Here is a 20,186-nt window from a genome sequence, read left to right as displayed (position 1 = left end):
CGCCAACAGAGACCGGATCACATATCCGAAGATATGCAGTATTACATAAGCAATAATATTGTATCATCTCCGGAGCAGCCACGCAAGCGGAACAATTGTTCTTGTTGGCTGTTATTTTTGTGCCCTTTTTCGGCAATTACAAAAAGAGAGGATGATATGAATGTGGACAGAAAAACAAAAAAACGGAAAATTCAAGTATGTGGAACAGTACGAAGACTATTTAACCGGCAAACAAAAACGTGTCTCTGTTACCCTTAATAAGAACACGGCCTCTGCCAGGAAGACAGCTCTGGAGACCTTAACGCACATGATCGAGGAGCGGCAGACTGGACACCAGAAAGAATCTGACCTTACACTCGGTAATCTGATTGAGAAATACCTGGACTTCCAAAAGCTGTCTGTAAAGAAATCCTCTTACAACTCTACCTATTATCTGTGTAACTCCATCCTCAATATTTTCGATGGAGATATAATGGTGAGCCGGATAACAGCCAATTTTCTGAAAGAAACTCTGATCAGGACAGGCAAGCCAAATAGTTATCTGAACAATATCCGGAGCAGAATAAATGCAATCTTCCGCTGGGGTTATGAGAATGATTACATAGCTGATATTTCTTTCCTGGGGAAATTTAAACCCTTCAAGGATACCATGCGCCGCGAAAAGCTGGAGGATAAATTTCTGGAATCGGATGAACTGCAAAAACTCCTATCTGGTTTTAAGAGTAAGAAATGGGAACTACTAACTAAGTTCCTGTCTCTATCCGGTCTGAGAATTGGAGAGGCTATTGCCCTAAATACACAAGACATTGACTTTGCCAAGCATGTTATCCACATTAATAAGAGAATTTTCCCCGCAAAGAAAAGTATAGATGCACCTAAGACGATCTCCTCTAACAGGGATGTGTATATGCAGCCAGAGCTCGAAAAGGCGTGCAGGGATATTCTACTTTTCACCAAACAAGAAAGTGTGTTCAAGGGTTACCGCACCAAATTGTTTGTCTGCAATACGCATGGTGACTATGTGTCTTACATCGTCTATAATAATGCCCTCAAACGGACTGCGGAGAGAGTTCTGGGCTTCGAGGTTACGCCTCATGTTCTCAGGCACACTCACGCCTCCCTATTGCTTGCCAATGGAATGACCCTTGATGCTATCTCTCGGCGCCTTGGCCATGAGGATAGTGTTATAACAAAACAGATATATTTACATGTTACACAGAAACTAAAAGAGCAGGAAGAAGAACAAATTAAAAATATCCATATTGTCGGGTGATTTTTAAGGGGACAAAAAGGGGACAAAAGGGGGAAAAAGGGGGATTTTTTTGGTATTCTTCGTTCCGCGAAAAAGCAAGCGAAAGCCCTCGAAACCCTTGATTTTACTGGGTTTTTCCGCCATATAGCCACCAAAAGAAATCTGGTCTTTACAAATAGTTTTAAAAACTATATAATAGAGCGTAGAGGTGATAAGATGACAATTGATACCAAAGACATGCTGAACAGTATTCTGGCTAGTATTTCCCGTATTGACTATATAAAGCCTGAGGAAATTCCGGGAATTGATTTATATATGGATCAGGTAACCACTTTCATGGAGAATCACCTGTCCGCCTCCAAGCGCCACACGGACGACAAGATTCTGACCAAAACCATGATAAACAACTATGCCAAGAACGACCTTCTCCCGCCGCCGGTGAAGAAGAAATATACAAAAGAGCATCTGCTGATGCTGACCTTTATCTACTATTTTAAAAACATTCTGTCCATCAATGATATCCAGGTTCTGCTGGGACCACTCACAGAAAAGTATTTCAATAAGGACGGCGAGCTGAGCCTGACTGACATTTACAATGAAATCATGCATCTGGAGATAAAGCAGATTGACCCCCTGACAAAAGACATTGTCCGAAAATACAAAATGGCCTGTGATTCCTACGAAAATGCAGAGGAAGAAAACCAGGATTTCCTGAAAAAATTTGCATTTATCTGTATGCTGAGCTTTGACGTATATGTTAAAAAACAGGTGATTGAAAAACTCATTGATGACATGGCGGAACCGAAAAAATAAAAAAGTACAATTTAAATGCTGCTTTCGGGTTTTCACTCCCGAAAGCAGCATGTTTTATTCTCTATTCACTTTTCATTTTATGTCTGAACACCAAAACAGCGATCACATCCACCGCTGCAGCATAGGCCAGAACCCACCAAAGTTCCGGCATGATCTTTCCGTATTCCCCTGCAAGGGCATATCTCCCCGCATCCACTGCGTGCAGAAAAGGCAGGCTCTTTGCCAGTTTTCCGAATACACCGCCAACCATGGCCGGATCAAACCAAGTCCCGGACAGCCATGCGCTCAGGTTGGTGAGCAGAGCGCCGCAGGCGCCTCCCACCTGTTTATCATTGAACACACTGCCGCACAGCAGGCCAATCCCGATAAACAGCAGTGCTGCCGGTATGGAGACAAGCACAGTCAGCAGAATATTCAGACTGGCGGAAAGCCCAAGAAACAGGGCAGTGACAAAACAGATCAGAATCTGTGCCACTGCCATGGGAATCAGCGGAAGTGTATATCCGGCTATAAAATCCCCTGACTCCATAGGTGAGGCAAAGAGCCGCATCATGAAGGAACTTGTTCTGTCCTTTGCAATGATCATTCCTGAAAAAAGTGAGAGAAAGGACATACCGAATACAGCGATCCCGGGTGTCAGCTTATCCACATCAAACAGATCCACCGGTGCATTTGCCCCGATAAGAGACAAAAGCAGCAGCAGGATCACGGGAAATCCAATCCCAAATCCCAGGCTCGTCTTGTCCCTTAATATTTCCTTGGCGTTACGTGATGCAAATGCCATTATTTTCATGATAAACTGCCTCCCCTGCAGAGAACTACAAACGCCTCCTCAAATTTTTCCTTTCCGGCCCTTTTCATCAGCTCCTCTGCAGTTCCAACCGCAGAAAGCCTGCCCCCGGCCATAATGCCGATTCTGTCGGAAAGGCTCTCCGCCTCCTCCAGATAATGAGTGGTGAGCACCACTGTCACTTTACCCTTTAATCCCTCGATCATTTCCCAAAGTTCTCTTCTTGCCATCACATCCAGCCCCAGCGTGGGTTCATCCAGAAAGAGAATATCCGGTTCTGATATCAGTGCCATGGCAATAGAGAGACGTCTCTGCCATCCTCCTGACAGTGTTCCGGCTTTTTTTCCGGCTATTTCGCCCAGGCTGCATCTCTTGATCATATCCTCAGTCTTACCGGCTGCCTCCTCTTTTGTGATTCCGTAAATCCCGCAGATAAACTCCAGGTTCTCCCGCACAGTCAGGTTGGGAGCTACCGCTGTTTCCTGGGGCGAGAGATTGATTTTTTCCTTCACCTTCATAGGTGCTGTCACCACACTGTCCCCCAGCAGCCTGGCATCTCCGGATGTGGGCGCGGTCAGACAGGAAAGCATCTTGATCGTGGTTGTTTTTCCTGCCCCGTTCACACCCAGAAGCGCAAACAGTTCTCCCTGTTCCACAGACAGGCACAGGTCATCCACAGCAGTCACATCCTTATATTTCTTTGTCAGATTGTTCGTCTCGATTGCCCTCATCAAATCTTCCCCCTTTTTCCAGAATTTCCTTGGCAAGCTCCATGAAAATCTCTGTCTTCACCATGGCAAGGCCCTGCTCTTCATCCCCAAGGATCAGTAGACTGTCACCCGGTTTAATATTGAAAATATCCCTCGCCTTTTTCGGTATGACAATCTGTCCCCTCTCACCCACATTCACAGATTCAAATACATGCTTTCCCTTCGGCGGAATCTGCAGTCCTTCCTTCTTTGCCTGATAATTCACCAGATTATCTATGCTCACCCCATACAGTTCGGCAAGAGCAACGGTATTATCCAGATCCGGCACGGTCTCACCGTTCTCCCATTTTGCCACTGCCTGACGGGAAACACCGATTTTCTCAGCCACCTCCTCCTGGGAGTAGCCCATCTGTTTCCTCAGTGTATTCAAATTCACAGAAATCATATTTTTCACACTCCTTTCCATTAAGTATAACGCCCGGATGGGGATAGTTCTACCAATCTGTGTTAACAGAAACTGTTATTTTCAGTTGCGTAAATGAAATTTATAAAAATAAGCCTGCCCGTAAACAATTATTAGCCCCTTGTCAAAACGACAAGGGGCTGATAACAGACTTATTGACCCATTTTTATTATAAACTTTTTTGTCGGTGCCGAAACCAATTATAGCGGAGATATCCTGAAATCAAAATCATCTCCCATATTTCCGAAAAACATTTCAACCTTCTCTGAGTATTTTTCTGTTTCTATCTGTTCCGGTTTCGTAATACATGCAAATTTATCTATTATAAACTCCTCCCGATATTCTTCCCCCAGCAGTTCCAGTATACACTTAACGCTTTTCAAAACTTCTTTTTTGATCTTGTCGTTTTTCATGGGTGATTTTGCATATATTGTGTAGTAAATAGTTTCTGCGGTACTGCTGCCCCACTCCCCCACCTGAATCTCAAAACTCTCATCTTTTGGCATCATAATACAAAGCTGAGCGTCTTTCCCCGCCTTAAACCCTTCATACTTTTCTAATTTATCTGCAATGCTTTCCACACTGACAGAAAACCGAGGTCTATTATCAAAAGCTTCTTCCTCCTCAAGAGCAGCCTTCTGCTGTTTTTCCGTCACGACATCACTTTCACTACTGTTCCTCTTATAGTCCGGTTCCATAGAACAGCCCTGAACCATGCATAGCAGTAGAATCATTCCTGCTCCCAGTATAATTTTCTTTTTCATTAATCGTGTCCTCTTTCACTAATAATACGTCCATTTTCTATTTCAAATACTTTATCACATAAAAGCTCAATTTTACTTTGGTCATGGCTGGTTAACAATAATAAATTTCCTTTTTTCTTTTCCAATACCAACAGATCCTGTATTTTTTTCACTCCGGCTTTATCCAAAGCATTAAATGGCTCGTCTAATACTAAAACAGATGGGTTCTCCATAAATACCTGCGTCAGTCTCAAACGCTGTTTCATTCCTAAAGAATAATAGCGGACTTTTTTATCTTTTTCCTCCAGAATCCCCATGCTATTCATAAAATTTACTACATCTTCCGATTTTATTTTGTTCCGTATCTGTGCAAGTATTTCTAAATTTTCAAATCCACTTCTGGAATTGAGAAAATCTGCTTCTCCTATAAGGATACCCGCATCCTGAATAAAATCGATATCCTTTCCAAGTTCTTTATCATCTATAATAATTTGTCCCGAATCAACACTTAAAAAACCGCAGATTGCTCTTAGCAGCATAGTCTTTCCACAACCATTATATCCTGTAAATCCATAACATCTACCATTCTTCAATTGAACACTTATATCATCTAAAATCAATTGCTTTTTAATTTTTTTTGAAACATGTTTTAGTTGAATCATCTTTTCTCTCTTTCTCAATGAGGCAAGTCCATGTGTTTCAATCTATTATTCAAAAACCGAATCAAATTATAACTTACCGCCATTATTATAATACTGTCTACAAAATAATTTTTCGGCATAAATAATAGTAAATTACAAGTATCCATCTGCATATCCAATAATAATAGTAACAACAATGAGAGAAACCCTATACTAAAAGATGCGCTTACTCCCATTTTACAATATATAAATAACATAATCTCTCGTAATAATAAAAATGCTATCCATTGCCCTGTCCCATGAAGAATTAAAAAGAGCAAAAGTTTATATTCCGGCATGTTAAGACTGTATACCCCATCTGGTATACATAAAAAGGAAGCCACATATACTGTAATCAAAAAAAACAGGATATAACATCCTACAAGGCTTCCGCCACATCCTCTTATTAGTTTCATTGCTTCCTGTTTTTTCTGTACACGACTATAATAAAATGAAAAATAATCCTGAGGTTTCAATAAAAATTCTCCTGCAACAAGAATATTTCCTACAATATAGAATACCACTGGCAGAAACAACAAACTGATATTATCTTTAGATAAATACGAATATGTATCAAAATCGTTTGTAACATATAGAAGGTTAAAATAATCATACCTTGTAAGATGTAGTTCCTGTTCTATTACAAGTTCTTCAAGTTTTTTCAGTATACCCACTACAGAAAGCCCTCCAACAAAACCACCTATAATGGATGCACTTATCCATCCTCTAAAACAGTATTTAAAGGTCAACCGCTTTCCTCCTTTTTTGCACCCCAAATATAGCCAGTAGAACGTCCCCAATTGCCAATGGCAGCAAAGGTATAAATATTTGTCCTGTGGAATATAGTGTGTTGAAAGCACAAACACTTTCTGAAATTTTAAATGGAAGAAAGTTTATTGAATATCCCAAATAGGAATCACCAATATATACTAAAATCGGAATACACAACATATAAAATTCTTTATCTGTATACAAAGAAATAACACATGCCATTCCTGCAAATACTACCCCTACAGCAAAATAAATCGTCAATGAAAGAAATACGAAAAATAAATAAGGATGATTTGAATAAAAATCAGGTGGAAAGATTGCTGAGAAGCCGCCTATATCATTTATAGAAGGTTTCATAAATAAGCTTGCCACTGAAAAATATATAAAAAATCCTGCACTTATACATATCCCACCCCAAATAGAGTATTTTAAAATAGTACAATATAATTCCCGGGTATAATTTTTAAAACGAGCGGCTCCAAAAATAAAATATGATTGTCTTTCAAAGCCAAAGGGTATTACCGGCAGTATTGCAAATAATGGAAATATATTCACAACATATCTCATAGAAGCATCAATAAACCGTTCCCACGTGAGTACACTTTCCAAAAGCTCATTTTTTGCATCAGCAATGCCGATTAAATCAGGGGCATTGTAATCGATAAAAAACATTACTTCAGCAAAATAGCTTTCAAAAAACCAACTAATGCTTAAAATCAAGAGTAATATGCCTATACTGATGTAGAAATATGGCTGGTTAAATCTTATTTTATTAATAGTTTTCATATATTAATTACCTGTCCCTCTATAAACCTTACCATTCTTTAAACAAATTCAAGGCCATGATATTACTAAGAATACCACAGCCCTGAAAACCACTAAACATTAGGCATCTGGTGACCACGATCCTTTAATTACTACAGAGCCACCTCCAGTATTGTTTGTTTTTTTCAATCCAAGCCTATACTTATATCCCGCTGTACCTGTGGAAGAGAATTCTTTTCTGGTACCTCTTTGCAGATTAACACCACCACGAAATACTCCGTCAGAATTCTTCATATTTGCAGTTATCCAGGCTGTACCTGTATCATTACTCAAATTCACTACTCCATTACCATTAGTAACTGCTTTGTATAAGTATCCTGTAAACTTTTCTGCTCCCTTATATGTAACTTTAAAACTTGAAAACTCTCCAATTTCCCTTGCCTGAACGGATAAGGTTCCCCCTACAATGATTGAAAATGCTGATATAGCTACTACTAATCTCTTTAATCGGTTTTTCATCTTATTCCTCCTCATTATTGCTTTAGTGTTGGCTGATAATCATTTATTAATTTTTGTGAAGATATATAACATGGTATTTCTTCTGGTTCACCAACTTTCAACAATTTGCCATTCTGAATATAGAACTTAACCTTATATATAGCTGTTTCCCAGTAATCCGGTTCCTTTTGCGCTCCATTACAAAAATTCCCTAAACTGTATATTATATATCTACCCATATACTCTTCCACTCCCTGTAATCGCATAGGATGGTATCCAAGTACCAAATCTGCACCTAAGTCGATAGCTCTGTGTGCCCAGTTTTTTTGGCTTTTATTTGGTACTACATCTGATATGTCTCCCCAATTCAAACAAACCACAATAATGTCTGATTCCATATTTTTGGCTGATATCATATTTTTTTCAAGTAATATCTCGGGCTTTGTTTCTTCATTAAGAACATCAACTCCCAAAAAACTTATTTGTATATTCTTTATCGTTTTTTGTATTATTCTATCATAACCAAAAGTTAATAATCCTGCGTGATTTAATACAAGCGAAGTATCATAATATCCATCTTTTCCATAATCATGACTGCGGCTATTTGCCAAATTAACTACTCCTAAAGCTCCTTGTTTCAAAATTTCTACATATTCACTTTTTCCTTTAATCGGATATTTAATTTCAGCATGTTCTTCTTCTGACAAATCCCCTTCCAGATTCGTCAGTGCGATATTACATTTGCTCAACTCATCATATACCATTTTAAAGAAATATGATGTATCCTCTACCTCCATATATTTCTGAGAAAAACTCCCCTCTTTGCTTGAGCCTCTGCTATCTCCCAATGTACAAGTTCCTATTGCTCCTATGGTAATTTCCTGCAATGTCTTATACTCTTCTTGCGTAATTTCTATTTGTCTTTTTTTTACATTCTCTCTAAAATAGCATAAAATCAATATAAAAAACAGAGTCAGCAGAACAAGAATAATACATATTTTTTGTCTTTTTACCTGTTCAATTCTGGAAACTCGGGAGTTCATTTTCATTGTATATTATCCCCTTATATAAATCACGGACATTACTTCCAGCATCGTCTGCATGCCTGTACCGGACCACACCAATCCAAAGGTGAAGTTACAATACCAGTTTTTGTATTTGCAGCATGAACAATTTGATTATTTCCTATGTAAATACCTACATGTGTAATCCCTGGATAATAAAAGACCAAATCTCCTGGCTGTAAATTACTAACACTGATTGATGTACCTGTTTCAACTTGTTCATATGTTGTTCTTGGTAAAGAAATTCCGAAATGTTTAAATACACTCTGTACAAATCCCGAACAATCTGCACCATTCGTAAGGCTTGTTCCTCCGGAAACATACGGATTACCAACAAACTGTACGGCATAATCTACAATTTGTTTGCCCTTATTTGCGCTGGCACTGCTACTAGTCATTTCTCCGCTGGAAGCGAAGGTATATGTAACACCATCAATAACCCGTGTTCCTGTCACCATAGCTCCGCTAGTATCCATATAGTACCATTTTCCTCCAACAGAAACCCAACCTGTCATCATCACTCCACTTGCGTCCATATAATACCACTTATCATTTACTTTTTCCCAGCCACTGGCCATTGCTCCGCTGCTCTTCAAATAATACCATGTGCTGCCAATCTTCAGCCAACCTGTCTGCATCCATCCTGACGCATCAAAATGGTACCAAGAACCATTAATATACTCCCATGCATTTTTCGTATAGGATCCGTTATTATGTTTATACCACCAGCGCCCATCTGCTTCTTGAATCCAACTCCCTGCAATTGTAGTTGGTGTATTAGTATCTCCTCCACTGCGCATATGCATCATAGCCTGTCTTACTTCATATGGTATATTGTTATCCGGCAGATTTTCTGCAGGGTCAGGAATATCATTAACTTCAGCAGCTACCGTTTCATTCTCTTCTATCTGATCTCCTTCCTGTTCATTTTTCTCAATATTACTTTCTTTCATCAAATCTTGCTCTTCCACTATGGGCGTTTCAATATTCTCCTGGACTTCCTCTGATTCAGGCGCTTCAGATTCGTTATCAGTATCCTGGCTGTCTTCTATTGGATTCTGCACAACTGATTCTTCTGAAGGCTCCTCTACTACAATAGCTGCCCCTTCCCCCTCTGCTGCACTAGCTGGTATTGCCATATTCATTGATAACATGACTGTTCCTAAAATTATCGCAATCTTTTTGTTTTTCATATCTGTTCCTCTTTTTTCGTTTATTTATATAAAATCCATCGCTATTTCCCGGGTTTTAACTTTGGATATTATATCTTTGTAATCAATATTTTATATTCTAATTCATGTCTTACGGTTTCTGGAATTTCAGATTCATACATAGTAATTGGTCTACTAGTCTTATATTCTTTTATTGCATTTTGTAAAACTAAATCGATCCCTGCCTTTAATACTCTATGCTTTAAATTTTTTACGTTTCTTATCGCCATTGACAACCTCCTAAAAATCATTTATTCTTTAATTATATTTTCTTTATAGTACACCAAATTATTTAGAAAAAGCACAAACAGACATAATTGTATGAATTTACGGCATATTTGTCATAGGAGATTTAAGAATGTATTATTTAGAATTAGCTTTAGGCGCTTTTACTTTTACATTTGCCTGCACTAACATGCTACCTAATAAAATAACCATGAAGTTTAAATTTTTTCTCATTTTAGAAACTTTTCTAATTTGCTATTTAACTGCTGATACAATTGGAAATTATGGGACTTTCTTTTGCTTAATTACTATTCTTATAAATATTTTAATCACACAGAAATCAAAACCTTTAAGTTGTATATTTGCACTTTTGGGCTATATAATAAGTGTTACACTTAATTATATTTGTCTTTCTCTTGGATACATCTTATTTCATATAAATATTATGAATTTAAACCTATTTTATGGTTTAATTTTTGATTTTTTGTTTCTCATTCTTTCTTACCTCGTAACTTATATATTAGGATATTATCTAAGAAGGCTCTTACACAAATTTTATTTTAACCAAAATTTACTATTTTTTATTTTAACCTTTTTAATATCCTGTGTTATTATCTTTATATTCAATTTCACATCAGGTGAACGTTTGGGATATCCTCCGAATGTACTGGTAATCAACAGCCTTCTTTTCCTTGCCTACTTTACCCTTACCGGTGCCCTACTATATTTTATTGTAAAAACAGTAAATAAAGCAGCTGATGAAAAAAGAAAAATAGCAGAATACGAGAATCTAAGGGATTATACCAAGAATCTTGAAAATCTTTATCAACAAATGCGTTCCTTCCGTCATGATTATTTAAATATTTTAACTACTATGGACTGTTATTTTGAACAAAACGATTACAGCGGCCTGGATACATATTTTCATACCAAAATTTTATCTACTAAAGATCAGTTTACTAATTCGACATTATCCCTTGGCACACTTGGAAATCTTCATGTTCTGGAATTAAAAAGCATCATTTACCAAAAACTTATGTTTTCCTCATCACAATGTCTACATATGGAAATCCATATCCCTGAAGTTATCGATACTATTCCCAGTATGGATTCCATGGATCTGGCCAGGGTAATCGGCATCTTCCTGGATAATGCAATAGAAGCAGCAGCAGAAACCGATGAAAAGACCTTGTTCTGCGGTATTCTAAAGGATGAGGATTATCTTACTATAATAGTAAAGAACTCCTGTAGTACTCCAATCAGTAATTTGAATCATTTATATGATACTGGATATACCACAAAAGGAGATGGACATGGTATCGGCTTGCCCAACGCACAGAAAATTCTCAGCCGATATCCTAATGTTCTGCATAAAACCAATTGCCATGACAACTATTTTCTGCAACAACTCAAACTACCGGAAAAATATTCCTCTAAAGGTAAAAGAGTACATAGTTCTGCTGTGTAGGCAAAAAAAATCATCCCTCTTATTCTGGGTATAGTCACTAATACTGCAGCAACCGTAAAGGCGGCTATCAATATAAAAGATGTCGCCTTTTTCTTTTTTATCTTTTTTCCATTCTCAGTTTCATTATTTCTTGAAAATAACGGGGCATAACAATATAAAATATATAAATAAAATGGTAAACAAACAACCAAAAAAAGAGGAGGTAATTCAATTATGGAACTCATTAAAATTGATCCATAAATAATAATTAACATTGCAGCTGAACACCTTAAACTGGTTTTACAGTGTCTGCCGCCCGCCTGAGAACGCAAACTGCAGAAAACACCTAGAATCAGTAAGTTTTCTCCTATGAATCCTGTACATATTCCAATTAATAAAAAAAACAGTATTTTAATCCATGATGCCCCTAAAACCTCCATTCCATAAACCAATAATTCTTCGCTGCATTCCTCCTCAGAATATGTCAATATACACTTTGCTATTTTCCTATACAACATTTATCACTCCCTTAACTCCTTACTGATTCATTTTTCTATGCACTTTATCCTATCACATGCTATAATGTAAATGTAAAAAATGACATATATGTGCCCATTTGCGCCATAAATGTCAGTTCTCACAAAGGAGGTCCACATGCTTTCCATATTCATTTGTGAAGATGAACCACAGCTTCTCCGCCTGTATGAAGACGCGGTCCGTAAGCATCTGCTGTTTCACGATTACTCTATGGAAATTATCTGTGCAGTCGATAATGCAGATGATATACTGACCGCAGTCCGCAAAGAACACGGCAAAGGTATCTATTTTCTGGATATTGACCTTGGCACCGGAAAGGAGGGAATTGAGCTTGGAAAGGAAATTCGTGAACTGGATCCTGATGGATATATAATATTTATCAGTTCCCATTCGGAATTGAGCCTGACCATCCTGGAATATCAGATAACAGCCACAGATTTCATTGCAAAAGACAGCCCTGCGCAGATCAGAGACCGTATCGCCCATTCTCTCGATACTATACATGAAAGAGAATTTCATCCAGCCCAGTCATCTGATACTTTAAAAATAAAAGAAGGCCGCCAAATTATTCAGTTGTATCAGGAAGACATATATTATATCACTAAAGTACCAGGAACTCATAAACTACTTATCTATACTGTAAACGGTACTCATGAGATCCGTGGCAGCATTAAAGAATTGGAACCCACTCTTGCTCCCTACATGCTTCACTGTCACAGTTCAATCATTGTAAATAAAAACCATATCAAAAGTATTGATAGTAAAAACCATTGTGTACAATTAAGCGCCGGTTACACCTGTGACATTTCTGTCCGTTATCTAAAAAAGATTCGAGAGAGTATTTAATCTGAAATACCAGTTTCTATGCTTTACTCTCCAAAGAAAAAGGGCATGGATAAGACCGTCCGCTGGTCTATCCATGCCTCTCCCCAATCAATTATCTCACCCATAAATCTCCGGATGCTCACTCAAAATCTTCTCCGCCAGCACCCGGCTCTCCACACAGACTTCCTCCATGATCTCATCCACATCCGGGAATCTCCACAGACCCATATAGGACTTGAAGATCACATCCGGGATACTTCCCTCTATCATCTCCAGACTGTCGTCATAGAGCACCAGAGTCCGTTCCATGCTGACAGAGATAAAGTTCCCGTACCATCCCATCTTCTCTGCCTCCTCGTCGGACAGATCCGGCCTGTAGTTATCCCGGATACTCATGTAAGTCTCCACACCTGACTTTGCAATCACATCAAGCAGTATATCATTGCGCAGTATGTCCCGGTAGAATGCCTCATATTTCTCCGAGGAAAAGACCATGTAATTCAGATTGACAAGAAGTCCTGAGTACAGGATCGGCTTCTTGTGCCGGCTCACATACATTTTTGCAAATGCGGCAAACCGGTGGTACATCCGCTGCACGATCTCCAGCGCAATGTCACGTTTTGTCTTGAAATGATAGGCCACCAGTCCCAGACTCACATCAGCGGCAGCCGCAATCTGCCGCATACTTGTCTTCTCATACCCTTGCTCTATAAAAAATTCCCGGGATACTTTCAGAATCTCTTCTTTCTTATTTTCCTGTTTTTTTCCTTCTCCCGCATTTGTTCCCATAAATACTTCCTCAACTTTTCATAAATATTCCGGCACTCCCATAATAGCAGTCTTATTTTTAGAAGTCAACGATTATTGTCCACTTTCTGGCTTGTTCCCCCTCTGCAGGTAATAGTTCAGTCAAGATGAACCATTGCCTCTGCAGACACCCTGCCATATGTGTTCCTGCATAAAGAAAGAAAATCTCCCTGCCCATACAGAGAGATTTTCCTGTTTAGATTTCCTTACCTGCAGTTGCAGTCAATGGCGTCATTCGGACAATTCATGGCACAGCGTCCGCACTCCAGGCAGCCAAAATGTTTAATCTCATATTTGCCGTCAGCCGTGGGATGGATCACATCCTCCATGCAGACCTCCTCACAGGTGCCGCATCCCACACAGCGCTCCGGATCGATCACATAAGCCCAGGGACGGACCTGTGCGCCGCCGAAGCAGAAGCGCAGGCGGCAGACAATGTCATCCTCAGGAAGATGGAAAATCTCCCCCTCCCCGCTGTCCAGGATAAAGATACGGAACATATCCAGGTCCTTTCTGTACAATGCCTTGGTTCCCGGATTCAGTTCCCAGTATTTTGTATAGATCTCCGGGTGCTCTTTTGGGTCAACCTCCGTCACATGGGCATTCAGCCTGACACTGGCAGACAGGCGCTTCACCGTCTCCCGGATGATCGTTCCTACCAGGTAGGGATTCTTCTGCAGTTCATAATAGACCGGCTTGCCCTTGGCAATTCCTATATAAAAATTGCCTTCTCCATCCAGATAGTGTACCTCCAGCCCTCTGGCTGTAGGCATTTTCCCGTCTATGGCTGTTGTGCCGAACACCATATAGCCCACTTCATGGACAAACTGAAACGCCGCGTTTTTGATTTCTTCATTGGAACTTTTCTCCGTCAGCCCCAGAGCCGGAGCCGGATTAAAATCTGACATTACAATACCTCCCCAATCTGATATTTTCTTCTGTAACCCTTATGCTTCCTCGTAGCTGACCTCGATCTCCACCTTGTGGAATTTCTGGCGGATCAGCGGATAAATACATGCAACAGCCAGATAGACCAGAATTCCGATCACATAATTCATGTGGATCTCCAGACACTCATAGTAAACAAATGCCGCACTGACAATGGCACCCATGACGCATAAAAATGTATATAATTTGTCATTGATATGGAACTGGGAGCGTTTCCAGATCTCCGGTATTTTCTTAGGCATGGTGATGATCGCCAGACACAGAATGACCTGTACGCAGTTTGCCAGTGTATTTCCGATATTCGCAATATCTCCTACGTTCATGCCGCTTAATATGATAACTGAGCAGAGCACATAGATGGTCAGGATAATATAATGAGGCGTACCAAACTTGTCATTACGTTTTGCAAATATCTTCGGCCACCAGCCGTCCTCTGCTGCCTGGGCAATAGGAGCCTGCAGCCATCCCAGATTGGCGTTCAGGGATGTGACCAGGGCCACCATGGCACCGCCCACGATGAAGAAAATGTACAGCGGAGCGGGAAGGATCTCCCTTGCCACCTTGGACAGGTTCTGACCTGCCACATGTTCTACCGGGAACACACCTGCTGCCACCACACCGACACCGATGTAAAGAATAGTAACGATCACGGTTCCCACAACGATACAGAACGGAATATCTTTTTTCGGATTCTTGGCCTCACGGCTCATATTGATAATAAAGGTAGCACCGCTTGTAGCCATGGACAGCAGTGCCGCCGCGGACATAACTCCCGTAAAACCACTTGTAAAGAACTGATTCTCATCAAAATACCCCGGTTCCAGATGGATAATTCCAAACCCGGTAAACAGAAGCAGCGCAATGACCAGAATAATAACCAGCGCATACTGTACCTTTGCTGCCACCTGGATTCCGCAGAGATTTAAAACCACGAATACGGTCAGGATTCCGAAAGCCACCAGCTTGCCGTTGATCTCCGGAAATGCGGAGAGCACATAATCCGCAAAGGAAGCGGAATACATAGTCGCGCCAAAGAAATAACTGACGAACACAACAGAATACAGCCCTGCAAACCACTTGCCGCCGAACATGGCAGCCTGTGTATAGAAACCGCCGTTCATACGGATAGTCCCTGATAAAAAGAACTGCGGCAGCGCAACGATCGTAACCATGACCGCGCAGATAATATAGGACAGGACAATGGAGCGCCCTGTAATTCCAATGGCAAGACCGGTCATTGTCATAACACCGCCGCCAATCACGTTACCGATTGCGATCGCAAGCAGATCGCCGCGACCTAAACTTTTTGAACCATCAGCATTTGTTTTTGCCATAAATTTTCACCTCTCACACTCATCCCAAACCTCAAGTTTCCCCTTGTTCCTTCAAACGGCAGATCAGTGCCGTGTCTGCCTGCGGACATTTCGTATAGCAGATGCCGCAGTCATCACAATCCATCTCTTTTATGTAATATTTTCCGTCATCTTTCTGATGGATCGCTCTCTCCACACAGTTTTCCTGACAGATACCGCAGCCCACACATTCCTCTGTGATGCGGTAGGTCATTGGCCGTATCTCTTCCCCGCCGAAGGCAAAACGCAGCCTGCGTATCCTTTCATTGGCATACAGATGGAAGATTTCCCCTTCCCCTCTGTCGATCCGGTAAAGAGCTACTATGTCAAAATTTTTCCGGTACATCTCTTTTGTACCGGGATTCAGTTTGAAAAATTCATCCCATACCGCCTGGTCTGTTGTCTCGCTGACCCATGCGCTCAGGCGCAGGGAATATCGCTCGTCAATCAGCGTATTCATCACAAGCTGCGGGCGTTTGCAGAGCTGTTCATACGTGGGTTTGCCCCTGGATGTCATAAAATACAGATTTCCGTCACTGAGCCGGTTAAAATCCAGAATCCTGTTCTCAGGCTGTCCCTCATTCACAGTGGCTGCCGGCATGAAGCGTATCTTTCCGATAAGAGCAAATGCCTTTTCCCGCACTTCTTCCATGGTATTGGAATCCGTAAGGCCCCATAAAATGTCTTTCTCTTCCATATGCTTTCCCCTTTGTCTACTTGCTTTCCCCTACCTCAATGAACTTTCCGCCTATATTCTTTACAATCCTGCCGGCCTGTTCTCTCACATATTCACTGGTGAGCAGAATGGTCATGAAGCAGTGTGGGCGGATGATCTCCTTGTAAACGATGGGACAGTGCTTAACCCCTGCCGGACAGTAGATGCATGTATTTTTCGTTATGGTATAAGGCTCTCCGTCAATATAAAAATCAGCCTCCCCCCACACGGCATTGATATCATCTCCCACACCGTTATAATTGGGCATGAAAAATACCAGCTCATCCACATCATGTACATGTTCATCCACATATGGATTCTTGTTTGGGATTTCATAGAACCAGGACAGGCTCATATTCACCTTACAGTCCGGAAATAAATCGGAGGAGCTGTAGGTCTGCCCCAGTGTTCTCCCTGTTTTGATATCTCCTTTGTCATCTCTTTCATCATCCATCACCGGCGGTACATAATCCGGAGATATGATCAGATGTTCCCATTTTCTTTTATTCATTTTCTTACCTCCCATATGCAGCGCTTCCTTGGTGTGCACTTCCAAAAAGCGCTGGAATCTTAATGCCTTCCCACTAACTGAACGCGTTCAGTCTAATCTTGTCTATATTATACTGAACATGTTCAGTGGTGTCAAGTAAAACACTGCCTTTTTATTCTATTAAAGTGTATGTCCCCTGTCCCGGCAATATGATGGGACAAAAAAAGAAAAGCCGGAACTTTTCCAAGTTCCGGCTTCGCTTTTTTATGCTTCTGTTTCTTCTTTTTTGTCTGCTAATCTCTCAAAGACCATCTCATATCCGTCATTGCCGTAATTCAGGCTTCTGTTGACGCGGCTAATCGTAGCAGTGGACGCCCCTGTCTTCTCAGAGATATCCAGATATGTTCTCTTATCCTTTAACATCTTGGCAACTTCAAAGCGCTGTGAAAGGGAAAGAATCTCATTTATTGTACACACATCCTCGAAAAAAAGATAACATTCTTCTCTGTTCTTTAAACTGAGGACAGCATCAAACAGGGAGTCTACTGCCTCCGTATGAATTTTCTTGCTCATATACATACATTCTCCTTATTGTTTAGTTTTCACCCCAAGTGTAGTAACACATCACCCGTATATATAGTAGCACACTAAAATTTTAAAGTAAAGCAGTCTTGTGCGATTTTTTTGTACTAAAGTATTAAATTTTTATTAATTTTTGTTTTTATGCACATATTTCTTCAATTCTTCCACAGAACGGTTGACGATCAGCTCCTCGGGAAACTGCATTGCCTCTATGATTTTTTCCGAATAGCAGCGGCAGCCGATCAGCTCGTCCACATGGGCGTCACTGTTCATGACAATGGGAACCTGATATTCCATACAGTATTTGAGCATGGTCTTCACATTCTCCTCCCCGTTCTCCCTGCTGCAGCGGGGGTCCAGGGAATTGTTGTTCAGCTCCAACAGTACATGGTACTCCTTAGCGGCCTGCACAAGTGCCAGAAAATCCACGGGATAACGCCCGTCATCCGGATGCCCGATAATATCCACATAGGGGTTCTTCATGGCTCCCAGATAGGCATGGGTATTCTCTTCCCGGGTTCCGGGCCTGATGGTGGGGATATGCATGCTGGCGATCACCACGTCCATGCGCTTCATAAGACGCTCCTCCATATCCAGGTTTCCGTTATAGTCCATAATATTGGCTTCCACGCCGAACAGCATTTCCACGCCGAACATGCGGCGGTTCAGCATTTTTGTATTGTCAAAGTAAAAGGCATTGCAGGTGCCGGGCATGGCAACTCCATGCTCCGTGATGCCCAGCAACTCCAGCCCTTTTTCAGATGCAGCCATGGCCATCTCACGGATTGTATTATAGGCATGCCCACTTGCAAGGGTATGGGTATGCACATCCAGAACGTATTTCATTATTTTCACCTCATATATCTCTCGATTACACTGGGACAGTATAGCACACTTTGCCGCGGGAAAGCAACATTTACCGGATAAGGATACGGAAAAAAACTGCTGCAGCAGGCTTATTATAGGCCTGCTGCAGCAGTAATCTTAACATTTCTTAAATAATCTCACTGAAAAGGTCTTTCACTGTGGGATAAATCTTTGCAAACTTGCGGTATTTTTCCTCATATTTTGCAGCCAGTTCCGGTTCCGGCTCCACAGTGTCGATCACTTTCACGATTTTGGCAGCAGCATCTTCCACAGAAGCAAATTCACCGTTTGCCACAGCAGCCAGCATAGCGCCGCCCAGGGCCGGGCCTTCCTCGGATTCGATGACATCCACCTTGATATTCAGGATATTGGCGATCATCTTCTTCCACAGCGGGCTTTTTGCGCCGCCACCGCAGATTTTTGTGCGCTCGATCCGGATACCCAGGGATTTTGCCACCTCGAAGGAATCGCGGATGGCAAAGGCAACGCCTTCCAGTACGGCCTGTGTCATATCAGCTCTTGTGCTGTCCATGGTAAGACCAATGAAGGTTCCTCTGGCGTTGGGGTTGTTGTGGGGAGAGCGCTCTCCCATCAGGTAAGGCAGGAAATACACATTATTCTCGCCCAGCTTCTCAATTTTTTCCTGTTCTCCTGCATAGTCCTTTGTGCCGATGATCTCATCCATCCACCATTTGTTGCAGGAGGCAGCGCTTAACATGCAGCCCATCAGATGATAGCATCCGTCTGCATGGGCAAACGCGTGAAGGGCATTGTTGGGGTCCACACCGAAATCCTTGCTGGAAATAAAGATAGTTCCGCTGGTTCCGAGGGAGATATTACACATGCCGTCGCCCACGGTTCCCGTACCTACTGCTGCGGCTGCGTTGTCCCCTGCGCCTGCCACGATTTTACAGGAGGCCGGAATGCCCAGCTCGGCGGCAAGCTCCGGTTTCAGAGTGCCCACCGTTTCATAGCTTTCAAAGAGTTTCGGCATCTGTTCCTCCGTGATTCCGCAGATATCCAGCATCTCTTTTGACCAGCAGCGGTTCTTTACATCCAGAAGCAGCATGCCGGAGGCATCTGACATGTCACAGCAGTGTGTTCCGGACAGTTTGTATGCCAGATAATCTTTTGGAAGCATGATCTTTTTGATCTTTTTAAAGTTTTCCGGTTCATTTTCTTTCACCCAAAGGATCTTGGGTGCGGTAAATCCCGCAAATGCGATGTTTGCTGTATACTGGGACAGCTTCTCTTTTCCGATCACCTGGTTCAGATAGTCTGTCTCCTTACCGGTTCTTCCGTCATTCCACAGAATAGCCGGACGGATCACATTGTCCTGCTCATCTAAGATAACCAGTCCGTGCATCTGTCCGCCGAAGCTGATGCCGGCCACCTGGCTTTTGTCGCAGTCTGCAGTCAGTTCCCGGATACCTTCCAGGCTCTCTTTCCACCAGTCTTCCGGCTTCTGCTCAGACCAGCCGGGATGAGGGAAGGAAAGCGGGTATTCCCTGGAAACGATCTTCTCTATTTTGCCTTCGCCGTTCATCAGAAGCAGCTTTACGGCAGAGGTTCCTAAATCCACGCCAATATATAACATGCTTGATTCTCCTTATTTCATATAAATACATGCT

Annotated in this window: 24 protein-coding genes; 4 read left to right on the top strand and 20 right to left on the bottom strand. The window is 41.5% G+C overall.

From position 1 onward, the window contains the following. Positions 1-160 precede the first annotated feature (160 nt). Complete coding sequence (locus V8Q34_RS11260; RefSeq protein WP_054352222.1) at positions 161-1,273, top strand: tyrosine-type recombinase/integrase; 1,113 nt, start codon at positions 161-163, stop codon at positions 1,271-1,273. 195 nt (positions 1,274-1,468) lie between these two features. Beyond that, on the top strand, positions 1,469-2,065 hold the full coding sequence (locus V8Q34_RS11255) for a DUF1836 domain-containing protein (protein WP_033141607.1): 597 nt from the start codon (positions 1,469-1,471) through the stop codon (positions 2,063-2,065). Positions 2,066-2,126: 61 nt separating this feature from the next. Here the strand turns inward: V8Q34_RS11255 and V8Q34_RS11250 are convergent, their stop codons facing one another. The 11 genes from V8Q34_RS11250 to V8Q34_RS11200 form a co-directional block, all read right to left on the bottom strand. Further along, positions 2,127-2,858, bottom strand: a complete 732-nt coding sequence (locus tag V8Q34_RS11250) for an ABC transporter permease (RefSeq protein ID WP_033141608.1) — start codon at positions 2,856-2,858, stop codon at positions 2,127-2,129. Further along, positions 2,855-3,586 carry an ABC transporter ATP-binding protein gene (locus V8Q34_RS11245; protein WP_335835449.1) on the bottom strand — a complete coding sequence of 244 codons (732 nt, stop codon included), beginning with the start codon at positions 3,584-3,586 and terminating at the stop codon, positions 2,855-2,857. Before V8Q34_RS11245 ends, V8Q34_RS11250 begins: the two co-directional genes overlap by 4 nt. Next, complete coding sequence (locus V8Q34_RS11240) at positions 3,546-4,010, bottom strand: helix-turn-helix domain-containing protein (RefSeq protein WP_335835448.1); 465 nt, start codon at positions 4,008-4,010, stop codon at positions 3,546-3,548. Before V8Q34_RS11240 ends, V8Q34_RS11245 begins: the two co-directional genes overlap by 41 nt. A gap of 218 nt (positions 4,011-4,228) precedes the next feature. Next, the gene (locus tag V8Q34_RS11235; protein WP_335835447.1) at positions 4,229-4,792 is read right to left on the bottom strand and encodes a hypothetical protein; all 564 of its coding nucleotides are present in this window, start codon (positions 4,790-4,792) and stop codon (positions 4,229-4,231) included. Beyond that, positions 4,792-5,433 (bottom strand): ATP-binding cassette domain-containing protein, encoded by a 642-nt coding sequence (locus V8Q34_RS11230; protein ID WP_335835446.1) that lies wholly within the window; start codon positions 5,431-5,433, stop codon positions 4,792-4,794. The genes V8Q34_RS11235 and V8Q34_RS11230 overlap by 1 nt, the downstream gene beginning before the upstream one ends. Positions 5,434-5,447: 14 nt before the next feature. Beyond that, the gene (locus tag V8Q34_RS11225; protein WP_256139245.1) at positions 5,448-6,200 is read right to left on the bottom strand and encodes a hypothetical protein; all 753 of its coding nucleotides are present in this window, start codon (positions 6,198-6,200) and stop codon (positions 5,448-5,450) included. Then, complete coding sequence (locus V8Q34_RS11220) at positions 6,190-7,008, bottom strand: hypothetical protein (RefSeq protein WP_227242671.1); 819 nt, start codon at positions 7,006-7,008, stop codon at positions 6,190-6,192. The genes V8Q34_RS11225 and V8Q34_RS11220 overlap by 11 nt, the downstream gene beginning before the upstream one ends. A 99-nt stretch (positions 7,009-7,107) precedes the next feature. Next, on the bottom strand, positions 7,108-7,506 hold the full coding sequence (locus V8Q34_RS11215; protein ID WP_227242669.1) for a hypothetical protein: 399 nt from the start codon (positions 7,504-7,506) through the stop codon (positions 7,108-7,110). Positions 7,507-7,520: 14 nt separating this feature from the next. Continuing rightward, on the bottom strand, positions 7,521-8,534 hold the full coding sequence (locus V8Q34_RS11210) for a CapA family protein (RefSeq protein WP_335835445.1): 1,014 nt from the start codon (positions 8,532-8,534) through the stop codon (positions 7,521-7,523). Positions 8,535-8,566: 32 nt separating this feature from the next. Then, on the bottom strand, positions 8,567-9,742 hold the full coding sequence (locus tag V8Q34_RS11205; RefSeq protein WP_335835444.1) for a C40 family peptidase: 1,176 nt from the start codon (positions 9,740-9,742) through the stop codon (positions 8,567-8,569). Between the two features lie 68 nt (positions 9,743-9,810). Beyond that, positions 9,811-9,990 (bottom strand): hypothetical protein, encoded by a 180-nt coding sequence (locus V8Q34_RS11200; RefSeq protein ID WP_227242662.1) that lies wholly within the window; start codon positions 9,988-9,990, stop codon positions 9,811-9,813. A 128-nt stretch (positions 9,991-10,118) separates the two neighbouring features. Here V8Q34_RS11200 and V8Q34_RS11195 point away from each other — a divergent pair, with 128 nt between their 5' ends. Next, a complete protein-coding gene (locus V8Q34_RS11195) occupies positions 10,119-11,453 on the top strand; it encodes a sensor histidine kinase (protein WP_335835443.1) in 1,335 nt (444 codons plus the stop codon). On the opposite strand, the gene V8Q34_RS27535 is transcribed toward V8Q34_RS11195, so the two are convergent. Next, the gene (locus tag V8Q34_RS27535; protein ID WP_442893848.1) at positions 11,378-11,950 is read right to left on the bottom strand and encodes an accessory gene regulator B family protein; all 573 of its coding nucleotides are present in this window, start codon (positions 11,948-11,950) and stop codon (positions 11,378-11,380) included. The two genes, V8Q34_RS11195 and V8Q34_RS27535, sit on opposite strands and share 76 nt — an antisense overlap. A 136-nt stretch (positions 11,951-12,086) precedes the next feature. On the opposite strand from V8Q34_RS27535, the gene V8Q34_RS11190 reads away from it, so the two are divergent. Continuing rightward, positions 12,087-12,815 carry a LytR/AlgR family response regulator transcription factor gene (locus V8Q34_RS11190; protein WP_335835442.1) on the top strand — a complete coding sequence of 243 codons (729 nt, stop codon included), beginning with the start codon at positions 12,087-12,089 and terminating at the stop codon, positions 12,813-12,815. Positions 12,816-12,911: 96 nt separating this feature from the next. On the opposite strand, the gene V8Q34_RS11185 is transcribed toward V8Q34_RS11190, so the two are convergent. The 8 genes from V8Q34_RS11185 to xylB all read right to left on the bottom strand — a co-directional run bounded on the left by V8Q34_RS11185 (position 12,912) and on the right by xylB (position 20,152). Continuing rightward, positions 12,912-13,583, bottom strand: coding sequence for a TetR/AcrR family transcriptional regulator (locus tag V8Q34_RS11185; protein WP_033141611.1), 672 nt, complete (start codon positions 13,581-13,583; stop codon positions 12,912-12,914). A 224-nt stretch (positions 13,584-13,807) separates the two neighbouring features. Beyond that, the gene (locus V8Q34_RS11180; protein ID WP_052099498.1) at positions 13,808-14,509 is read right to left on the bottom strand and encodes a 4Fe-4S binding protein; all 702 of its coding nucleotides are present in this window, start codon (positions 14,507-14,509) and stop codon (positions 13,808-13,810) included. Positions 14,510-14,548: 39 nt separating this feature from the next. Beyond that, on the bottom strand, positions 14,549-15,883 hold the full coding sequence (locus V8Q34_RS11175) for an APC family permease (protein ID WP_033141612.1): 1,335 nt from the start codon (positions 15,881-15,883) through the stop codon (positions 14,549-14,551). Between the two features lie 31 nt (positions 15,884-15,914). Beyond that, positions 15,915-16,598 carry a 4Fe-4S dicluster domain-containing protein gene (locus tag V8Q34_RS11170; RefSeq protein WP_256139213.1) on the bottom strand — a complete coding sequence of 228 codons (684 nt, stop codon included), beginning with the start codon at positions 16,596-16,598 and terminating at the stop codon, positions 15,915-15,917. A 16-nt stretch (positions 16,599-16,614) separates the two neighbouring features. After that, complete coding sequence (locus V8Q34_RS11165) at positions 16,615-17,127, bottom strand: cupin domain-containing protein (protein ID WP_054352217.1); 513 nt, start codon at positions 17,125-17,127, stop codon at positions 16,615-16,617. A gap of 243 nt (positions 17,128-17,370) precedes the next feature. Beyond that, positions 17,371-17,679: a YerC/YecD family TrpR-related protein gene (locus V8Q34_RS11160; RefSeq protein WP_033141622.1), complete on the bottom strand. Its 309-nt coding sequence runs from the start codon at positions 17,677-17,679 to the stop codon at positions 17,371-17,373. A 135-nt stretch (positions 17,680-17,814) separates the two neighbouring features. Then, a complete protein-coding gene (locus V8Q34_RS11155; protein WP_118593757.1) occupies positions 17,815-18,534 on the bottom strand; it encodes a phosphatase in 720 nt (239 codons plus the stop codon). Positions 18,535-18,682: 148 nt separating this feature from the next. Further along, entirely contained in the window at positions 18,683-20,152 is a 1,470-nt protein-coding gene (gene xylB, locus V8Q34_RS11150) for a xylulokinase (RefSeq protein WP_033141616.1), read from the bottom strand. Positions 20,153-20,186: the final 34 nt, after the last annotated feature.

Origin of the sequence: Blautia sp. JLR.GB0024 (genome assembly GCF_037000545.1) — a bacterium.
In the GTDB taxonomy this organism is placed as follows: Bacteria; Bacillota; Clostridia; order Lachnospirales; family Lachnospiraceae; genus Blautia; species Blautia celeris.
This window is presented reverse-complemented; position numbering and strand designations above follow the sequence as displayed.

Excerpts from the sequence above, each read along its gene's own strand:
- V8Q34_RS11260 (WP_054352222.1), top strand. The coding sequence starts at position 161 with ATGTGGACAGAAAAACAAAAAAACGGAAAATTCAAGTATGTGGAACAG.
- V8Q34_RS11255 (WP_033141607.1), top strand. The coding sequence starts at position 1,469 with ATGACAATTGATACCAAAGACATGCTGAACAGTATTCTGGCTAGTATT.
- V8Q34_RS11250 (WP_033141608.1), bottom strand. The coding sequence starts at position 2,858 with ATGAAAATAATGGCATTTGCATCACGTAACGCCAAGGAAATATTAAGG.
- V8Q34_RS11245 (WP_335835449.1), bottom strand. The coding sequence starts at position 3,586 with ATGAGGGCAATCGAGACGAACAATCTGACAAAGAAATATAAGGATGTG.
- V8Q34_RS11240 (WP_335835448.1), bottom strand. The coding sequence starts at position 4,010 with ATGATTTCTGTGAATTTGAATACACTGAGGAAACAGATGGGCTACTCC.
- V8Q34_RS11235 (WP_335835447.1), bottom strand. The coding sequence starts at position 4,792 with ATGAAAAAGAAAATTATACTGGGAGCAGGAATGATTCTACTGCTATGC.
- V8Q34_RS11230 (WP_335835446.1), bottom strand. The coding sequence starts at position 5,433 with ATGATTCAACTAAAACATGTTTCAAAAAAAATTAAAAAGCAATTGATT.
- V8Q34_RS11220 (WP_227242671.1), bottom strand. The coding sequence starts at position 7,008 with ATGAAAACTATTAATAAAATAAGATTTAACCAGCCATATTTCTACATC.
- V8Q34_RS11215 (WP_227242669.1), bottom strand. The coding sequence starts at position 7,506 with ATGAAAAACCGATTAAAGAGATTAGTAGTAGCTATATCAGCATTTTCA.
- V8Q34_RS11210 (WP_335835445.1), bottom strand. The coding sequence starts at position 8,534 with ATGAAAATGAACTCCCGAGTTTCCAGAATTGAACAGGTAAAAAGACAA.
- V8Q34_RS11205 (WP_335835444.1), bottom strand. The coding sequence starts at position 9,742 with ATGAAAAACAAAAAGATTGCGATAATTTTAGGAACAGTCATGTTATCA.
- V8Q34_RS11200 (WP_227242662.1), bottom strand. The coding sequence starts at position 9,990 with ATGGCGATAAGAAACGTAAAAAATTTAAAGCATAGAGTATTAAAGGCA.
- V8Q34_RS11195 (WP_335835443.1), top strand. The coding sequence starts at position 10,119 with ATGTATTATTTAGAATTAGCTTTAGGCGCTTTTACTTTTACATTTGCC.
- V8Q34_RS27535 (WP_442893848.1), bottom strand. The coding sequence starts at position 11,950 with ATGTTGTATAGGAAAATAGCAAAGTGTATATTGACATATTCTGAGGAG.
- V8Q34_RS11190 (WP_335835442.1), top strand. The coding sequence starts at position 12,087 with ATGCTTTCCATATTCATTTGTGAAGATGAACCACAGCTTCTCCGCCTG.
- V8Q34_RS11185 (WP_033141611.1), bottom strand. The coding sequence starts at position 13,583 with ATGGGAACAAATGCGGGAGAAGGAAAAAAACAGGAAAATAAGAAAGAA.
- V8Q34_RS11180 (WP_052099498.1), bottom strand. The coding sequence starts at position 14,509 with ATGTCAGATTTTAATCCGGCTCCGGCTCTGGGGCTGACGGAGAAAAGT.
- V8Q34_RS11175 (WP_033141612.1), bottom strand. The coding sequence starts at position 15,883 with ATGGCAAAAACAAATGCTGATGGTTCAAAAAGTTTAGGTCGCGGCGAT.
- V8Q34_RS11170 (WP_256139213.1), bottom strand. The coding sequence starts at position 16,598 with ATGGAAGAGAAAGACATTTTATGGGGCCTTACGGATTCCAATACCATG.
- V8Q34_RS11165 (WP_054352217.1), bottom strand. The coding sequence starts at position 17,127 with ATGAATAAAAGAAAATGGGAACATCTGATCATATCTCCGGATTATGTA.
- V8Q34_RS11160 (WP_033141622.1), bottom strand. The coding sequence starts at position 17,679 with ATGAGCAAGAAAATTCATACGGAGGCAGTAGACTCCCTGTTTGATGCT.
- V8Q34_RS11155 (WP_118593757.1), bottom strand. The coding sequence starts at position 18,534 with ATGAAATACGTTCTGGATGTGCATACCCATACCCTTGCAAGTGGGCAT.
- xylB (WP_033141616.1), bottom strand. The coding sequence starts at position 20,152 with ATGTTATATATTGGCGTGGATTTAGGAACCTCTGCCGTAAAGCTGCTT.